Here is a 16,467-nt window from a genome sequence, read left to right as displayed (position 1 = left end):
AGACCATTGGCTAAAATCTTCAAGTAAAAATTGTTTTAAAGGTCAGAAGAATGAATCGTGTAGATGATTTGATCTCCGACATAGCCTTTTCTAGCGACCACATTGGGGAGAGTTTCAAGAACATGCATCCCAGCTTTTGCCATTACCTTTCCTGAAGCAGGGTTCAAACTGACGTACTTGGCCTGAACTTCCTTGAATCCCACTTCTACCAACAAAAAGTGTAAAACCGCCTGGAGGGCTTCTGTCATCAGACCTTGACCCCAGAATTTTTTCCCTAGAATATAGCCGACTTCACATATTTCTTTTTGTGGATCCTGAGAAACGACACTGATATCACCTATCACTTGTGCAGGATCATCTTTTTTGCAAATTGCCCATTTGTAGGTAATTTCCTCTTGGTACTGACGGAGCCACCTTTCGATCGAAGCCCGAGTCACTTGAGGATTTGGATGCGGATCCCAAGTCACATATTTAAGATTATCTACATCAGACGCCCAATTTTTAAACATTGCCTTTGCATCCTCTACAACAAAGCGTCTTAATAATAAACGATTGGTCTCCAGTTCAATAGAACCCAATTTTCTCATCCTCTTTCCTCCTATCCTGTTTTAAAAAAGTCGGCTCAACCGACTTTTTCTTTATTATCAACGCCAGAAGGTATCAAATACTGTAATTGGTAAATGGCGTTTGTGTTGGCCTTTGTGCCACCAGCTTTCAATGGTTGCTTGAGCTTCTGGGCTAACTGATTTCCCTTCTAGGTAGTCATCAATTTCTGCATAGGTCACTCCAAGAGCTACTTCATCAGCGATGCCAGGCTTTTCCTCTTCCAAATCGGCAATCGGTACCTTCTCATACAAGGCTGGCTCAGCTCCCAGTGCCTGAAGCAACTGCTTGCCTTGGCGCTTGTTGAGGCGATAGAGAGGAAGGATATCAGCTCCGCCATCTCCAAACTTGGTAAAGAAACCAGTGATATTTTCGGCTGCATGGTCCGTTCCAATGACGGCTCCGCTGTAGGCTCCAGCTAAAGCATACTGAGCAATCATCCGGCTCCGCGCCTTGATATTGCCCTTGTTAAAGTCTGAAACATCCGTTCCTGTCGCTTCGACAGCACGTTCCATGGCATCGACCGATTCCTTGATGTTCACGACTAGGCTGACATCTGGTTGGATGAAGGCCAAGGCCTTTTGGGCATCTGCTTCATCCGCTTGGACACCGTAAGGCAAGCGGACAGCAACAAACTGATAGCTGGCATCTCCAGTCTCGCTCCGCATTTCCTCCATGGCCAATTGAGCCAGGCGACCAGCTAGGGTAGAGTCCTGTCCTCCTGAAATTCCTAAGACAAAGGTCTTCAGAAAGGGATGTTTTTGCAAGTACTCCTTCAAAAAATTAATCGACCGACGAATCTCTTCCTGAGGATCAATGACCGGCTTGACCCCTAATTGGGCAATAATGTCTTCTTGTAGGCTCATTCCTCATCACCTCCCAAGGCTTTCTGGCGCATTTGATCAATGAGGTCCATCTTATCTTGCCAAACATCCTTAGCCAAGTCCACTGGGTAATGTTGTGGATTAAGGACACGTTTGTACTCATCCCAGAGCTTATCGAATTCTTTCCGAGCATAGGCTTGGATATCCATCAAAGCTGGCAATTCGTAGACTTGTTTCCCATCCTTGAAAATATCAACCAAGAGCGGGATAGCATCAAAATCCCGAACCGTCTTCTTGATATAGGTATAGGTCGGGTGGAACATCTTGATTTCTGTCAATTCATTGACATCGACTCCATCGTAAGTGATGTAATCTCCTTCGGATTTGCCCTTTTCGCGACTGGTAATACGCCACACTTGCTTCTTCCCTGGAGTTGAGACCTTCTCAGCATTGTTAGACAGCTTGATAGTGTTTCGCATTTGACCATTTTCGTCTTCGATAGCCACAATCTTATAGACTGCTCCGAGAGCCGGTTGGTCATAGGCCGTAATCAACTTGGTTCCGACACCCCAGACATCAATCTTAGCCTTTTGCATCTTCAAGTTGAGGATGGTGTTTTCATCCAAATCATTTGAGGCATAGATCTTCGCTTCTGTGAAACCAGCTTCATCCAACTGCTGGCGAACTTTTTTCGAGATGTAGGCAATATCTCCAGAATCAATCCGCACACCTAGGAAGTTGATGCGATCGCCCATCTCGCGCGCTACCTGAATAGCAGCTGGGACTCCGATGCGGAGGGTATCATAGGTATCCACTAGGAAAACACAGTTGCGATGGGTCTCAGCATAGGCCTTAAAAGCTTTGTAATCGTCGCCATAGACCTGCACCAAGGCATGGGCATGGGTCCCAAGGACTGGAATGCCAAAGAGTTTTCCAGCACGAACGTTACTGGTCCCACTAGCACCTCCAATAACGGCTGCACGGGTTCCCCAAATAGCCGCATCTATTTCTTGCGCTCTGCGAGTCCCGAACTCCATCAACGGTTCGTCCTCAATAACAGACTTAATCCGAGCTGCTTTTGTGGCGATCAAGGTTTGGAAATTAACAATATTGAGGAGGGCTGTTTCGACCAATTGACACTGGGCAAGTGGTCCTTCTACTTGAACGATTGGCTCATTGGCAAAGACCAGGTCCCCTTCTTTGGCAGAACGAACAGTCAATTCCATTTTGAAATTTTTCAAGTAATCTAGGAAGGCTCCTTCGTAGCCCAAGGATTCTAAGTAGGCAATATCTGACTCAGAAAAACGTAGATTCTTCAAATAGTTGACAAGGCGCTCAAGACCCGCAAAGACGGCATAGCCATTTTTAAAGGGTTGCTGGCGGAAATAGGCTTCGAAAACTGCCTTTTTATTGTGGATGCCTTGCTCAAAGTAAACCTGCATCATATTGATTTGGTACAAATCAGTGTGGAGAGTTAAACTATCATCTGGGTACATTTTTGATCCCTCTTCTTTTTTCTTACGTCGTGGCACCAGTCACGCTCCGTCAACTGGCACAGTCCAAAATAATTTTAAACACATTATAGCATATTTTAAGCAGGACCACATGAGTTTAATCCGGGCTAAGCCTCATTTTTCATCGTAAAAAAGAAGGGATATTTGTCTCTTTCCATCAGACAAACATCCCTTCTTTCTTATTCTTCGTGTTCAGTAATGTATTTATAGGCTTCTTGACCGGCAACAGCGCCGTCCCCAACAGCTGTGGTTACCTGGCGAAGATCTTTTTGGCGGACATCTCCAACCGCAAAGATTCCAGGAACTGAGGTTTTCATATGATCATCTGTGATCACCCAACCATTCTCATCCAAAATACCCAATTCTTTGGCAAAGTCACTGACAGGATCCAGTCCTACATAGATGAAGACGCCACCTGCTGCTTGCTCGCGGACTTGACCTGTTTGAACATCTTTTAAGACCAGGCTAGTCACACGGTTGTCCCCCTTGATCTCTTCGACCACTGTATTCCAAGCAAAGTGAATCTTTTCATTGGCAAAAGCCCGGTCTTGAAGAACTTTTTGGGCACGTAGGGCATCGCGGCGGTGAACAATGGTAACAGACTTAGCAAACTGAGTCAGGAAGATTGCCTCTTCAACCGCTGAGTCCCCTCCACCAACGACCATGAGGTCTTCATCTCGGAAGAAGGCCCCATCACAGACGGCACAATAAGAAACCCCACGACTATTCAATTCTTCTTCACCTGGAACTCCCAACAAACGATGGTTGGAACCTGTCGCAATAATAACGGTCTTGGCTTGAAGGAGGCCATCATCTGTCGTAATTTCCTTGTAGCTTCCTTGATCAACAATGTTTTCGGCTCTGCCGAACAAGTGTTCCACACCTAGTACTTCTAAAGGCTCGAACATTTTTTCTGCCAATTCAGGTCCACTGATATTAGCATAGCCTGGATAATTCTCGATATCGGACGTGTTGTTCATCTGTCCGCCAGGAATTCCTGCTTCTAACAAGGCAACCTTGAGATTGCTACGAGCCGCATACAAGGCAGCAGTCATTCCCGCAGGTCCTGCGCCGATAATCAGTGTATCATACATAAGCTTCTCCTTTTGTTGTAACTATCTTGATTCTAACTCCAATTGAACCATTTTGCAATTATCTTGCTCGAAGAATAAACAGAACTCCAATGACTGCAAAGGTAAGGACTGGAATTGTCATAATATCAATTAATAAAATATCATAGAGGTGTAACTGGCGTTCCTTAGCTGTTTTATCCTTCTTACGAGCCGCTCGCAAGCCTATCCAAACAGCTGAGGCAACCAACACCCCAACTGAAGTGATGATTAAGCTCTCGATATAGAGAGATAGCAATTGGTTTAACATAAGATCTCCTTAGTATCCAAAATTGGAATGAGGGGACGAGGTGCCATTTCGTTTCGTTAACCGTTGATCAACTTGAAACACCTATCTATGCAGAAAAGTAGACTAGGAATAATCATCTTCTCCTGAGGCACCTACTCAAAGAAAAATCCGAGTCTGAAACATCGCGTTCCAGACTCGAGCTCTTATATATTATATCAAACAAATGTTCGTTTGTAACTAGCAAAGAATTCTTTTGTCCGCTCTTCTTTAGGAGCTTTCATAATCTCTTCTGGTGTTCCAGTTTCAATAATTTTCCCCTGGTCGAGGAACAAGACCTTGTCTGCCACTTGGGAAACAAAGCTCATATCATGGCTGACCAAAATCATGGTTTGACCTGCCTGAGCTGCTACTGCGATGGCTTTTTCTACCTCTCCAACCAATTCTGGATCGAGAGCTGAAGTTGGCTCATCCAATAAAAGGACTTCCGGCTTCATAGCTAGGGCACGTGCCAAAGCTACCCGTTGTTTCTGCCCTCCTGACAAATGACGAGGGTAATGGTTTTCACGGTCCGACAAACCGACTTTTGCGAGTTCTTCTTTGGCAATCTCGGTTGCTTCCTGTTCGGATAAGCCTTTGACGACGATCAGTCCTTCCTTGACGTTGTCCAAAGCTGTCTTGCGACTGAAGAGATTGAATTGTTGAAAGACCATAGCTAGCTTTCTTCGAAGGGTCAGGATCTCGTCCTTGCTGATGTTTTCAAAGTCTACCTTCTCCCCATTGATCTCAATACTCCCACTATCTGGAGCTTCCAAATAGTTCAAGCTTCTCAAGAAGGTTGATTTACCAGCTCCAGAAGAACCAATCAAGGCAACAACTTCCCCTTTTTGAATTTCTAAATCAAGATGGTCTAGGACCACTTGACCTGAAAAGGATTTTGATAATTGTGAAATCCGAATCATGCTGCTCTTTCCTCCTCTTGCAAGGTTTGGGTTACGACTTGTGGATCTTTGATAGAGAGGACCTGTTCGATCCAGCGACCCAATTGTTCAATCAAAATATTGATAACCCAGTAAATCAATGAAACAGAGATAAAGCGTTCAAAGTAGCGACTGTCATTCCCCGACATAATCTTGGCTTGGGCAAAGATTTCCAAAACACCTGCATAAAAGGCTAGAGAAGTCCCCTTGGTCAAACCGATTAAAGAGTTGATCAAGGTCGGTGTCGCCACCACTGCTGCATTTGGAATGATAATCCGTCGATAGACTTGAGTATTGGTCATCCCGATACTCTTCGCTGCTTCGATTTCACCCGCATCAACAGACAAAATCGCTGCCCGAATGGTCTCACTGGCATATGCCGCCTCATTGAAGGCAAAGGCCACAATGACAAATAAATGGGCCGGCACATCGTTGATATTAAAGGTTGTACCATATTGTTGGTTAATGGCTTTCAATAGGAGCGGAATTCCATAATAGGTCAGCATCAACTGGACCAAAATCGGTGTCCCTCTAAGAAAACTCACAAACAAGGCTTGAATAGGGTAGAGAATTTTTACCCGATTGATTTTGACAATGGCAAACAATAGGGCTAGCAATAAACCAAAAAATGCTCCTGCCAAGGTTAACAAAATCGTATTTGGAAGCTCTTTTAAAATTCCGGGAATAGCTTCAAAAACGACGCGTAGGTTAAAGATTTCTCCCTCTGGTATCCATTTTAAAAACTGTTCATACCAACCAGACGCCAGATAAGTAGTTGTAAACATCTCCGTTACTTCCTCCCTAGATAATGAATCATTCTATCATATTTACAGCTAAAATGCTGAGTTTTGCTATTGATTGTTCGTAAATCATGCTCAAGGTATCATGCACTAGCAAGCAACACTCTCCCTTAGGAGCAAAAAAATAGACTATCTATAGATAGTCTATCACAAAATAAATCAGCGACCAAATAGTTAATTTTTATGGAAATCTTTAAATTTCTTTATCACTAAAAGGTTTGGCGTTTAGCCTTTCTTTCTGCCCGACCACGAGCACGATTCTCAGCCCTCTTGGCTTTCCGGCGTTTCTCGTCCACGGCCCATTTGATTTTTTTCTTGTAGCCTGGTTTGATTTTTTTCTTTTTCTTCTTGACCAAGCCAATCATCTCAATATCGAGTTTTTCTTGGCGCTTTTCGCGATTAGCCCGACGATCCCGGTCATAGGTATCCTCGATAGCTCCGGCCTTCAAGACCTTGGGTACAAATTGAATCCCCAATTTTTCAAGCTCTCTAATGTCTGAGTCATCACTCGGTTGATAGAGGGTGATGGCTGTACCAGGAAGGCCATTTCGACCAGTCCGTCCGACACGGTGGACAAAGAAGGACAAGTCTTGTGGAATGGCATCGTTGATAACATGACTGACTCCTTCAATATCAATACCACGCGCTGCCAAGTCCGTCGCCACGATATATTCAAAATCCAGGTTTTTGACTTGGTTCATGATGCGCTTGCGCTCCCGCGGAGGAACCCCTCCATGGATTTTAGCGACTTTAAGCCCCTTCTCTACTAGAAAAGCATGCAAGTCATCTGCTCTATCCTTGGTATTCACAAAAATCATAGCTAGATAAGGTTGAAGAGCCTGGGTTAGTTGATAGACTTGCTCATTCTTATCGCGCCCTTTTGTCGATACCAACCAGTTATCAATGGTATCCGAAATCACCGTTTTAGTTTTAATCTGCTCCATGACAGGGTTGGACAGGTATTTTTTTAAAAAGGGTTGTAATTTTTGCGGAATCGTCGCTGAGAAGACTAAAAACTGAAGTTTCTTGGGAAGACTAGATGCAATCTTATCTACCGTCGTCAAAAAGCCCATATCGAGAGTCATATCAGCCTCATCGACCACAAAGGTATGAGCCTTATGAATGGCTAAATCTCCAGAAGCGACCAAATCATAGATACGCCCTGGTGTCCCAATCACGATATGGGGTTGCGCCACTTGGAGCTTATCAATCTGACGAGCCTTATCAGTCCCACCAACATAGTTAGCAATCCGAATTTCCTTTTCACAGTGGCTAGCAATCTGACGGGCCGCTTGGTAGATTTGAGTGGCCAATTCCCGACTCGGTGCTGTGATGACCACTTCAACCTGGCTACTATCTTCGTTCAAGGTTTGAAAAATAGGCAAGAGGAAGGTATGGGTCTTCCCTGATCCTGTTTTGGATTCGCCGACTAAGTCACGCCCTGCTAATACAATCGGAATGAGTTTTTCTTGAACTTCTGTTGCTTCGATAAAATTAATCTCTTTTAAGGCCTCTTGGATATAGTCCTTAAACTTAAAATCTGTAAATTTCATTCTCTTATCCTTTCATCATCTCTACTATTATATCAGAAAAATCTTCTTCCCGCTCTTCTTTTGGACAGTAATTCCTAGCCAGCGAAAAAGGTTGAGATAGCATCCCAACCTATTATTTTTAATGACTTACGAATTGGTTAAAAAGTAGATCAAAAGAGTCAAGGCACTCATTCCTGCACCGACACTCCAAAGAAAGGCATCGACCTTCCACTCAGACCATTTAGGTCCATTTCCAGACAGACCACCCAATTCTAAATGGTGATGGAAAGGCGTCATGCGGAAAATCCTACGTCCTTCACCTGTCCGTTTTTTCGTCCATTTGAAGTACGACACTTGGAGCATGACTGAGCTAGTCTCAAAAACATAGACAATTCCTATCAAGAGCAAGGTCCACTCTACGTGGAGAGCCATGGATAGAGTCGCCAGCATCCCACCTAGGGCCAAGCTTCCAACATCGCCCATGAAAATCTTGGCTGGCTTGTGGTTGTAGACGAAGAAACCTAATAGAGCTCCAATCATACTGATGGTCACAAAGAGGATATCGATTCGTCTTTGCCAAACAGCGATGATGGAATAAGCGATTAAACTGATGGTCACCGAAATGCTCGCCAAACCATCAATCCCGTCCGTCAAGTTGACTGCGTTTGAAAAACCAACCAACCAGAACAAGGCAAAGACAATGTAGAAATGTCCCAAATAGACATCCCAACCAAAGACATTGAGAAGGCTGCCGCCTCCATGTCGTTCAGAAAATACATAGAAAATGATCCCGCCCACCAATTGCAAGGCTAATTTTTGCTTAGGATTCAGCCCTTCATTAATCTTACGAAAAACTTTTAAGAAGTCATCCAAGAAACCAACGATTCCATACAAGACCAAAATAAAGAGAATCAATTGGACGGGTCGCGTAAAGTTCCCAGTTAAAAAGCTAAAAACAAGGGTGACAAAGACAGAAGTGATCAAGAAGACCACTCCCCCCATGGTAGGAGTGCCCGCCTTGGCTTTGTGTTGCTTTACGTCTTCGTGCATTTGTTGCCCTGAAATATGGGCTCGTTGATAGAAACGGATGAAGGCAGGAATGCCAATAACCGTTAATATAAATGATACTACTAGGGTAGCAAATAACATATCAATCTCCTAATGTAATTGTTATTTTCTTCGTCTTCTTTAAAGCAGTTTCTACTTTGACGTTTTGTTTGCTCACACGAGAACCTTTCCCTTTATAGGTGATCTCAATGCCCGTCCATTCAGCAAATTTATCAACATTTTCCTTGGTCCAGCCGTACATATCCGGAACTGAATCCAAATCATCTGTCAACAACAACACTTGCTCATTTGCCTTTAATTTCGTTCCTGCTGAAACAGACATCTTTTTAATATTTTTTCCAGTTCCTAGAACGACAGGCTGGATCAGATTGCGACGCAGTTCATCTGCGAAGCCACCTGGGCTAATAGTCTGCTTCAACTTCAATTCTTTCGACAAGGATTCTGCCGACGGCATCTTATAGGTTTCCTCTTTCGTAACCCCATCCAAGGCTTTGGTTTCTGATACCAGATTCAGTTCATCCTTCAAAGCCACCGCATCTTCTAGAACTGGATTCACCAGTTCTTGCCAACTCTTTGGACTAAAGCTGACTTCTGGCTGTTGAACCGTCACATACATAATGAAATCTGGGTCTTCAGCTGGTGTCATGACAACTATCGAGTTGATATTGTCATTTTCTCCTTCCAAATAGCCATTAGCCGTTGCAATTTGGGCTGTCCCTGATTTGACAGCAACATTTTGTCCAGCTACTTGAATAATAGGACCATCCGACGAGTAGAGGGTACCGAATTGAGGATCAGTCCCTACTGTAATCATGTAATTACGAGTCTGCTGAGCAGCTGAAGCGGAAACTGGATTGCCGACGACCTCTCTTTGTGATTTACGAGCGGATTCATGCTTGCCGTCGTAGATCGCACTGATAAATTTAGGCTCTAACATTTCCCCATCATTGGCAATGGCAGAAAATGCTCGCAACATCTGCGTTTGGTTGACAGATATCCCTTGTCCAAAGGCAGACATAGCTTGAGTAACATAGTTATCACCCGGAAGGCTTCCAAAACTCTCATCGCCCATGCCAAAACGGGTAGGGAGACCAAATTTGAAGCGGTGGAGGTAATTCATCCAGACGTTATTTCCCATCTTCTGCTCTAGCTTGGTCATCCCAATGTTACTTGAATAGGCAAAACCTTGAGCAATATTCATATAGTGGCCTTCTGACAAGCCCATATTGATTTCCCAGTCTTTGATGATCGCATCTTTTACTTGCAGCTCGTTATTGTAATATACCTCATTATAGGCTGGGAAAGTCCCATGATCAATCGCCGCGGCCAAGGTCATGACCTTCATAGTCGAACCTGGTTCGTACTGATCCTGGTAAAGAATCGTATTCCAAGTTCTCAAATTCTTGATATCCAGACCTTCTTTGGTATCTGCATTATAGGTAGGACGTTGAGTAGTCGCCAGGATTTCCCCTGTTTTGGCACTCACTAGGGTCGCATTGACAAATTTGCCTTTTACCTTTTCTTGGAATACATCCATTCTGGTTTCGAGATAGGTTTGCAGTTCCGCAGAAAGGGTTGTATAAACATCCTTTCCATCTTCTGTCTTCACGGCAACCTTGTCTGATCCCGGCACAATATTTCCGTTACGATCCTTTTCATAGGTCACAACTCCATCCTGACCACCCAAGATACGATCCAAGGATTTTTCTATTCCCGTTGTTCCCTGCAGGGTTTTATTGCCTTCTTTATCTTCTACCAATTGAGCTTGACCGATAAATTGAGAGGCAAAGGTCCCATTTTTATAACTCCGGTTTGGACTCGTCGTAAAATCAACACCTTTAATGTTGGCAGCTTCTAGTTCACTCCGGATAGCATCCATATTGCTATAGCTGATATCGTTCCCCGCCGCACCAAAAGAAACTTGGTTGAGCCTCTTTTGAGACAGTTGTTGGACGACATAATCTTTTTCCATCCCCAAATAACGATTAAAAACGTCCGCTACTTGGTTGTATTGGCTTTCTTCAACGTATAAAACTTCACCTTTTGCTGATTTATAAGTTTTGTCGATGATAGCATAAACATTATAAGTCGTCGCATCTTCAGCAATGACAGCTCCATTTCGATCATAAATTGTTCCTCGTTTGGCTGGAACAATCTCGGTTTTCTGATGGACTTGATGCGATAACTCAGATAAATTTTTTCCAAATTTGCTATCTGTGCCTATAATAACTGCAAAATTAATGAGAAAAATGAAGAAAACAAGAATGGAAAGCAAACTCAAATTCTTAGCTACTTGCCGACGATTTTGGTCTGGAAGTTTCCTTTTTTTAAGGGAATAACGAATGATTTTCTTTTTTAATTTACTCATCGCTACTTGAACTCACCACTTTTCGATTTTCTTTTTGGAGGGTCATCCCCTGAGAACTAGCTAACTTAGACAAGCGTTCATATCGAGTCAACTCATTGACTTCTTGCCGGATATCTTCTAGTTCAGTCTCTTTTGTTTTTAGTTCCGTATTGAGGTTTGTCAAATCACTTTGCACTTGTAGAATCCGCGTCTGCATAAAAATAATACTGACAGCAAGGATAATCCCTGTTAGGACAATCGAGCCATAAAAGGCTTTCTCTACTCTGGTAAAGCGACGAATACGATCTTGCAATTGACTGCCACGAGATCGTAATGGTTGATCTGCCATGTTCATTTCCTCTTACTTATGAATTTTTTGAGCAACCCGCAATTTTGCAGAATGAGCTCGGTTGTTATTTTCTAACTCTTCTTGGCTTGGAAGAATCGGTTTTCGAGAAACTAATTCCATTTTTGGTTTTAAGTCCTCTGGGATGAAGGGCAAGCCCTTCGGTACATCTACTGTAGAAGCTTCTTTAAACAATTGCTTGGTCAAACGATCTTCCAAGGAATGAAAGGTAATGACTGAAATACGACCACCAACTGCCAACAAATCCATAGCCTGCTGGATTGATTCATCAGCCGCTCCCAATTCATCATTGACTTCGATCCGAATAGCCTGAAAAATTTGTTTGGCTGGATGTCCCTTTTTCTTTAGTTCCTTGGCTGGTTTTGCCGACTTAATAATCTCTGCTAATTCTGTCGTCGTTTCAATCGGTTTGACAGCACGCGCCTGTTCGATCTTTCTAGCAATTTGTTTAGAGAATTTATCTTCTCCATACTTGAAAAAGATGCGAACCAAATCATGGTAATCATAGGTATTGACTACTTCATAAGCTGTCAAAGAAGCTTCTTGATTCATCCGCATGTCCAAGGGAGCGTCTTTTTTATAAGAAAAACCACGAGACCGCTCATCTAACTGAGGACTAGAGACTCCCAAGTCATAACAAATGCCATCAATTTCACTGACTCCCAATTCTTGGAGACGGGCTTGAAGATTCCGGAAATTGTCTTTGATGAAGGTTACCATGCCCTTTTTAACATAAGGAGTCAATCGTTTCTCCGCATTATCAATCGCATGCTGATCTTGGTCAAAGGCATATAAATGTCCTTTTTCACTTAATTGACTTAATAAATATTCGCTATGGCCGGCTCCACCTAATGTGGCATCCACATAGATTCCATCTGGCTTTACATCCAGCATATCAATCGTTTCATGGAGCAAGACCGTTACATGATGAAATTCTTTACTCATATCTTATCTATTTTACCACAAATCTGACCAGGATGCACTTGAGATTCTTTCCTCTATCCACACACCGTTTCAAGATAAAAACTTCCTATTCTTTAAAAACCTCATCCTATTTCATTCTATCAACCAATAGACCTAGAGAAGCAAATTGTGATACAATAACTCTATGAAAGATAAGAAATACCTTCTCCTTGGCCTGCTAGTTGCCGATCTTATTGCAGTTTACTTTTTCCTACAAACTCCTGTCCCTTGGATTTTTTGGACAGCTACCTTTGTTCTTGCCGTCTCCATTTGGATATTTAAAAATCAATGGAAAAACTACAAAAATAGAGATAAGGATTCAGAGTAGCCCATATAGAACTAGAAAACTCGATCAGTTCAACATCTGATCGAGTTTTCTATTGTCTATTTATGAATTGGGATCATCAAGGCTACGGCCATGCAAGCCTTTTTCTCGTTGGACTTGACGTAGTTTTTCTGGTGTCACGTCATTTCCTTCTTCATCCACGATTTTAATTCCTTCCACGTGGTGACGAACGGAACGACGATAGCCTTCGATATACTCTTCACGAAGTTTGGCTTGTTCAACTTTTTCTTCTGCAGTCAAACCTTCCGTCTTTTTCTTTTTAGCAAGCTCATTAATACGAGCAATTTTTTTAGGATCCATATTCTTTTACCTCTATTTTGTGTTCAATTGGTTGAAAGCGGCGACAGCCTTAGCCTTCGCTACAAGACCAGCAAGAAGGGCCAAACGGTTATTTTTAACAGCCTCATCTTCTGCCATAACCATGGTATTGTCAAAGAAAGCGTCAATGACTGGGCTGAGAGCAAAGAGTTGAGCTAATTTGTCGCTAGCTGAACCTGTCAATTCAAGACTTTCTGCTGCTTGAGCCAAGGCTTTTTCTTGATCATTTTCAAAGAGACTAGCATCGACCGCTACTGAAGCATCTGCTTTTTCTGCCAAGTTGAAGGCACGAGAGAGTGACTCAACAGCTGCCTTATAACCATCAGTCTTAGCAGCTTCTGAAAGAGCTTCAGCCGCTTCAAGCATATCCGCTACCACGAAGTTTGAACCAGCAAGTACAGCTTCTTTGATGTCTTTAGATGTGCGTCCCATCATCTTGTCTACACGCGCCTTGATGAAGTTGAGCACTTCTGCTTGATTGGCATACGAAAGACTAGCAAATGAAAGTCCGTAAAGACTATCGATTAACTCATCCATCGGGATGTTCCAACCAAAGGCATCCAAGATCCGAACAATCCCTTGTGTTGCACGGCGAAGCGCATAAGGGTCATTGGAACCAGACGGAATCAAACCGACTGAGAAGAAGGAAAGAAGGGTATCCAATTTATCCGCAAGAGCAAGGATGGCACCAACCTTGGTTTCAGGAAGGGCTCCGTCTGCTGCATCAGGCAGGTAGTGCTCACGGATAGCTGTCGCTACTGCAGCATCTTCACCAGCAAGGAGGGCGTATTTTTCACCCATGATTCCTTGCAATTCATCAAACTCTCCAACCATACCAGTCAAGAGGTCAAATTTGTAGATTTCTGCTGCACGAGCTACAGCAGCTTTTTCTTCAGCAGTCAAGCCAGCTTGCTCAGCTAAGGAAGCCGCAATGACACCAGCACGGGCCATGTGTTCTGAAAGAGAACCGATTTTTTCATGGAAAGTCACGTGTGCCAATTTAGCAACCAGGTCTTCAATCTTGAGTTTTTGGTCTTCACGCCAGAAGAATTCACCATCTTCGAGACGCGCCACCAAGACTTTTTCATTTCCTCGGATAACATTTTCCAAGTGCTCAGCATTCCCATTACGGACTGAGATGAAGTTTGGTTTAAGCTTACCGTCAAGGTCACGTACAACAAAGTAACGTTGGTGCGTTTCCATTGATGTCACCAAGACTTCTTCTGGAACGTCCAAATACTTAGTATCGAAACTTCCCATAAAGGCAGTTGGGTATTCGACCAAGTTCAAGACTTCATTCAAAAGTCCTTCTTCGATTTGGACTTGAACACCTTGTTCTGTTTCAATAGCTTTGATTTGCTCACGAATCATGTTTTCACGTTCTTTGCTGTCTGCAATGACGTAAACGGTACGAAGGTCTTCTTCGTACGAATCCGCATTGGTAATTTCCACTTCATGTCCAAGGAAACGGTGTCCGCGACTCACACGACCTGAATGGATATCCAAGAAGTCGAGATCAAGCGCTTCATCACCCAAAAGGACAATCAAGGTATGAACTGGACGAATGTATTCAAAGCTGTTGTTAGCCCAGTGCATGCTGACAGGGAAAGTCAATGAAGCAAGTACTTCTGGAACGCCGGCCAAGACTTCTTTGGCAGGTTTTCCAGCTTCATGTTTCGTCACGTAAACGTATTCTTCTCCCTTAACTTCACGGAATTCGATGTCATCTACAGTCAAGCCTTTTCCACGGACAAAGCCTTGCGCTGCTTTTGAGAAGTTTCCATCAGCATCCAAGGCAATTTTCTTAGAAGGTCCTTTAAAATCTTCAGTCAAATCGGTTTGTTGGTCTGCTAAACCAAGTACACGAACAGCCAAACGACGTGGAGTTGAGAAGGTTTGAATGCTTTCATATGAAAGACGGTTTTCATCCAAGAAGGCTGCCATTTTCTCACCCAATTGTTTTTCACTTGGTGTGACAACGTAGGCTGGTAACTCTTCAAGTCCTAGTTCTACTAATAAGTTTTTTGTCATGTTTTTTCCTTTACACAATTAATGTTCTTCAACAAGACCTTTAGTAGTGGGGGACGCAAGCAAACCTTCGGTTTCATTGCTAACTGTCAAGCCTTAAGTCTCGTCAGTTCCCCAGTCGGATAAGAAACTTCTTATCCGACTTTCACTACAGCGGTCTTGTTTTATTTAGCGACCTACGGTCGACTTTCAGTCATTTATTCCTGTAATTCTGTCTATTCTTCCTCTTCTGCTAGGAGTTTGGCGCGTGTAGCTTCATCTAGCAGTGGGTAACCAAGTTTTTTACGTTCTGCAACAAAGGTCTTAGCTACGACACGGGCCAAGTTACGAATGCGGGCAATGTAGCCGGCACGTTCTGTAACAGATACCGCTCCACGAGCATCAAGTAAGTTAAAGGTATGTGAACATTTCAAAACGTAGTCATAGGCTGGGTGAACGAGACCCAATTCCAAAGCACGTCCGGCCTCTTTTTCAAATTTTTCAAAGTTTTCAAGAAGCATATCTTGATCTGAAACTTCAAAGCTGTATTTTGAGTGCTCATATTCTGGTTGAAGGAAGATTTCTCCGTATTTAACACCTGGAGCCCACTCGATATCATAAACTGAGTCTACTTCTTGGATGTAAGAAGCCAAACGTTCCAAACCATAGGTGACCTCAGCGGTAACAGGACCTGTTGCCAAGCCACCAACCTGTTGGAAGTAGGTGAACTGAGTGATTTCCATACCGTCCAACCATACTTCCCAACCAAGACCTGCTGATCCTGTTGATGGGTTTTCCCAGTTATCTTCAACGAAGCGGATATCGTGTTCCAAAGGATTGATACCCAGTTTTTCCAATGACTCAAGGTAAAGTTCTTGAATGTTTGATGGGGATGGTTTCATAACCACTTGGAATTGGTGGTGCTGGTAAAGGCGATTTGGGTTTTCCCCGTAACGTCCATCTGCTGGACGACGTGATGGCTCTACATAGGCCGCATTCCATGGTTCAGGACCAATGGCACGGAGGAAGGTATAAGGACTCATGGTTCCCGCACCTTTTTCGTTATCATAAGCCTGCATGAGCATACAACCCTGATCATTCCAGTATTGTTGCAAAGTCAAAATAATTTCTTGAAAGGTTAATTTCTTAGACATTAAATACTCCTTAATTAATATAGTTTCTTGCGACCTAGAATACAAAAAGAACCGTGTCTTCCCCCTAAGTCAAGTGACCTAGGGGCGTCAGAAACGCGGTTCCACCCTAATTTATTACTTCATTTTATTCTACTGTACTCAGCTATCTACTGAGAGAAAGCGCCACTTGCCTATTTTGTTCTACTTGGCTTTCACTGTCCCAAGCTCGCTAAAAAAACGCCATAAGCCTTTCTTTCTTGACTAGTATTATAGCAGATTTCTATTCGAGTGTAAACAAAAAACAAGTCC

Annotated in this window: 16 protein-coding genes; 1 reads left to right on the top strand and 15 read right to left on the bottom strand. The window is 43.2% G+C overall.

What is annotated here, in order from left to right; translation table 11 throughout:
- Window positions 1–35: 35 nt before the first annotated feature.
- The 12 genes from D8785_RS09190 to rsmH form a co-directional block, all read right to left on the bottom strand.
- Complete coding sequence (locus D8785_RS09190; RefSeq protein ID WP_125375196.1) at window positions 36–587, bottom strand: GNAT family N-acetyltransferase; 552 nt, start codon at window positions 585–587, stop codon at window positions 36–38.
- Window positions 588–644: 57 nt separating this feature from the next.
- Window positions 645–1,469 carry an ammonia-dependent NAD(+) synthetase gene (gene nadE / locus D8785_RS09185; RefSeq protein ID WP_125375195.1) on the bottom strand — a complete coding sequence of 275 codons (825 nt, stop codon included), beginning with the start codon at window positions 1,467–1,469 and terminating at the stop codon, window positions 645–647.
- On the bottom strand, window positions 1,466–2,923 hold the full coding sequence (locus tag D8785_RS09180) for a nicotinate phosphoribosyltransferase (protein WP_125375194.1): 1,458 nt from the start codon (window positions 2,921–2,923) through the stop codon (window positions 1,466–1,468). The genes nadE and D8785_RS09180 overlap by 4 nt, the downstream gene beginning before the upstream one ends.
- A 197-nt stretch (window positions 2,924–3,120) precedes the next feature.
- Entirely contained in the window at window positions 3,121–4,035 is a 915-nt protein-coding gene (gene trxB / locus D8785_RS09175; protein ID WP_125375193.1) for a thioredoxin-disulfide reductase, read from the bottom strand.
- A 58-nt stretch (window positions 4,036–4,093) separates the two neighbouring features.
- Window positions 4,094–4,321: a DUF4059 family protein gene (locus tag D8785_RS09170; RefSeq protein ID WP_125375192.1), complete on the bottom strand. Its 228-nt coding sequence runs from the start codon at window positions 4,319–4,321 to the stop codon at window positions 4,094–4,096.
- Between the two features lie 194 nt (window positions 4,322–4,515).
- The gene (locus D8785_RS09165; RefSeq protein ID WP_125375191.1) at window positions 4,516–5,259 is read right to left on the bottom strand and encodes an amino acid ABC transporter ATP-binding protein; all 744 of its coding nucleotides are present in this window, start codon (window positions 5,257–5,259) and stop codon (window positions 4,516–4,518) included.
- Window positions 5,256–6,062 carry an amino acid ABC transporter permease gene (locus D8785_RS09160; RefSeq protein WP_125375190.1) on the bottom strand — a complete coding sequence of 269 codons (807 nt, stop codon included), beginning with the start codon at window positions 6,060–6,062 and terminating at the stop codon, window positions 5,256–5,258. Before D8785_RS09160 ends, D8785_RS09165 begins: the two co-directional genes overlap by 4 nt.
- Window positions 6,063–6,286: 224 nt before the next feature.
- Window positions 6,287–7,630, bottom strand: a complete 1,344-nt coding sequence (locus D8785_RS09155; protein ID WP_125375189.1) for a DEAD/DEAH box helicase — start codon at window positions 7,628–7,630, stop codon at window positions 6,287–6,289.
- Window positions 7,631–7,756: 126 nt separating this feature from the next.
- Complete coding sequence (mraY, locus tag D8785_RS09150) at window positions 7,757–8,758, bottom strand: phospho-N-acetylmuramoyl-pentapeptide-transferase (RefSeq protein WP_125375188.1); 1,002 nt, start codon at window positions 8,756–8,758, stop codon at window positions 7,757–7,759.
- Window position 8,759: 1 nt separating this feature from the next.
- Window positions 8,760–11,045 (bottom strand): penicillin-binding protein PBP2X, encoded by a 2,286-nt coding sequence (pbp2x, locus tag D8785_RS09145; protein ID WP_125375187.1) that lies wholly within the window; start codon window positions 11,043–11,045, stop codon window positions 8,760–8,762.
- Window positions 11,038–11,373 carry a cell division protein FtsL gene (ftsL, locus tag D8785_RS09140; RefSeq protein ID WP_006596866.1) on the bottom strand — a complete coding sequence of 112 codons (336 nt, stop codon included), beginning with the start codon at window positions 11,371–11,373 and terminating at the stop codon, window positions 11,038–11,040. The genes pbp2x and ftsL overlap by 8 nt, the downstream gene beginning before the upstream one ends.
- Window positions 11,374–11,385: 12 nt before the next feature.
- Complete coding sequence (gene rsmH / locus D8785_RS09135; RefSeq protein ID WP_125375186.1) at window positions 11,386–12,336, bottom strand: 16S rRNA (cytosine(1402)-N(4))-methyltransferase RsmH; 951 nt, start codon at window positions 12,334–12,336, stop codon at window positions 11,386–11,388.
- A 163-nt stretch (window positions 12,337–12,499) separates the two neighbouring features.
- Between rsmH and D8785_RS09130 the strand changes: the two genes are divergently transcribed.
- Complete coding sequence (locus D8785_RS09130; protein ID WP_125375185.1) at window positions 12,500–12,682, top strand: hypothetical protein; 183 nt, start codon at window positions 12,500–12,502, stop codon at window positions 12,680–12,682.
- A gap of 60 nt (window positions 12,683–12,742) precedes the next feature.
- Here D8785_RS09130 and D8785_RS09125 read toward each other — a convergent pair whose 3' ends face one another.
- The 3 genes from D8785_RS09125 to glyQ all read right to left on the bottom strand — a co-directional run bounded on the left by D8785_RS09125 (window position 12,743) and on the right by glyQ (window position 16,179).
- A complete protein-coding gene (locus D8785_RS09125; protein WP_125375184.1) occupies window positions 12,743–13,000 on the bottom strand; it encodes a DUF896 family protein in 258 nt (85 codons plus the stop codon).
- 12 nt (window positions 13,001–13,012) lie between these two features.
- Window positions 13,013–15,049: a glycine--tRNA ligase subunit beta gene (glyS, locus tag D8785_RS09120; RefSeq protein WP_125375183.1), complete on the bottom strand. Its 2,037-nt coding sequence runs from the start codon at window positions 15,047–15,049 to the stop codon at window positions 13,013–13,015.
- Between the two features lie 212 nt (window positions 15,050–15,261).
- Window positions 15,262–16,179 carry a glycine--tRNA ligase subunit alpha gene (gene glyQ / locus D8785_RS09115; RefSeq protein WP_000038760.1) on the bottom strand — a complete coding sequence of 306 codons (918 nt, stop codon included), beginning with the start codon at window positions 16,177–16,179 and terminating at the stop codon, window positions 15,262–15,264.
- Window positions 16,180–16,467: the final 288 nt, after the last annotated feature.

Origin of the sequence: Streptococcus australis (assembly GCF_003943615.1) — a bacterium.
Lineage (GTDB): Bacteria > Bacillota > Bacilli > Lactobacillales > Streptococcaceae > Streptococcus > Streptococcus australis_C.
Note: the sequence above shows the minus strand (reverse complement) of the source record. Positions and strands in the feature narration are given on the sequence as shown.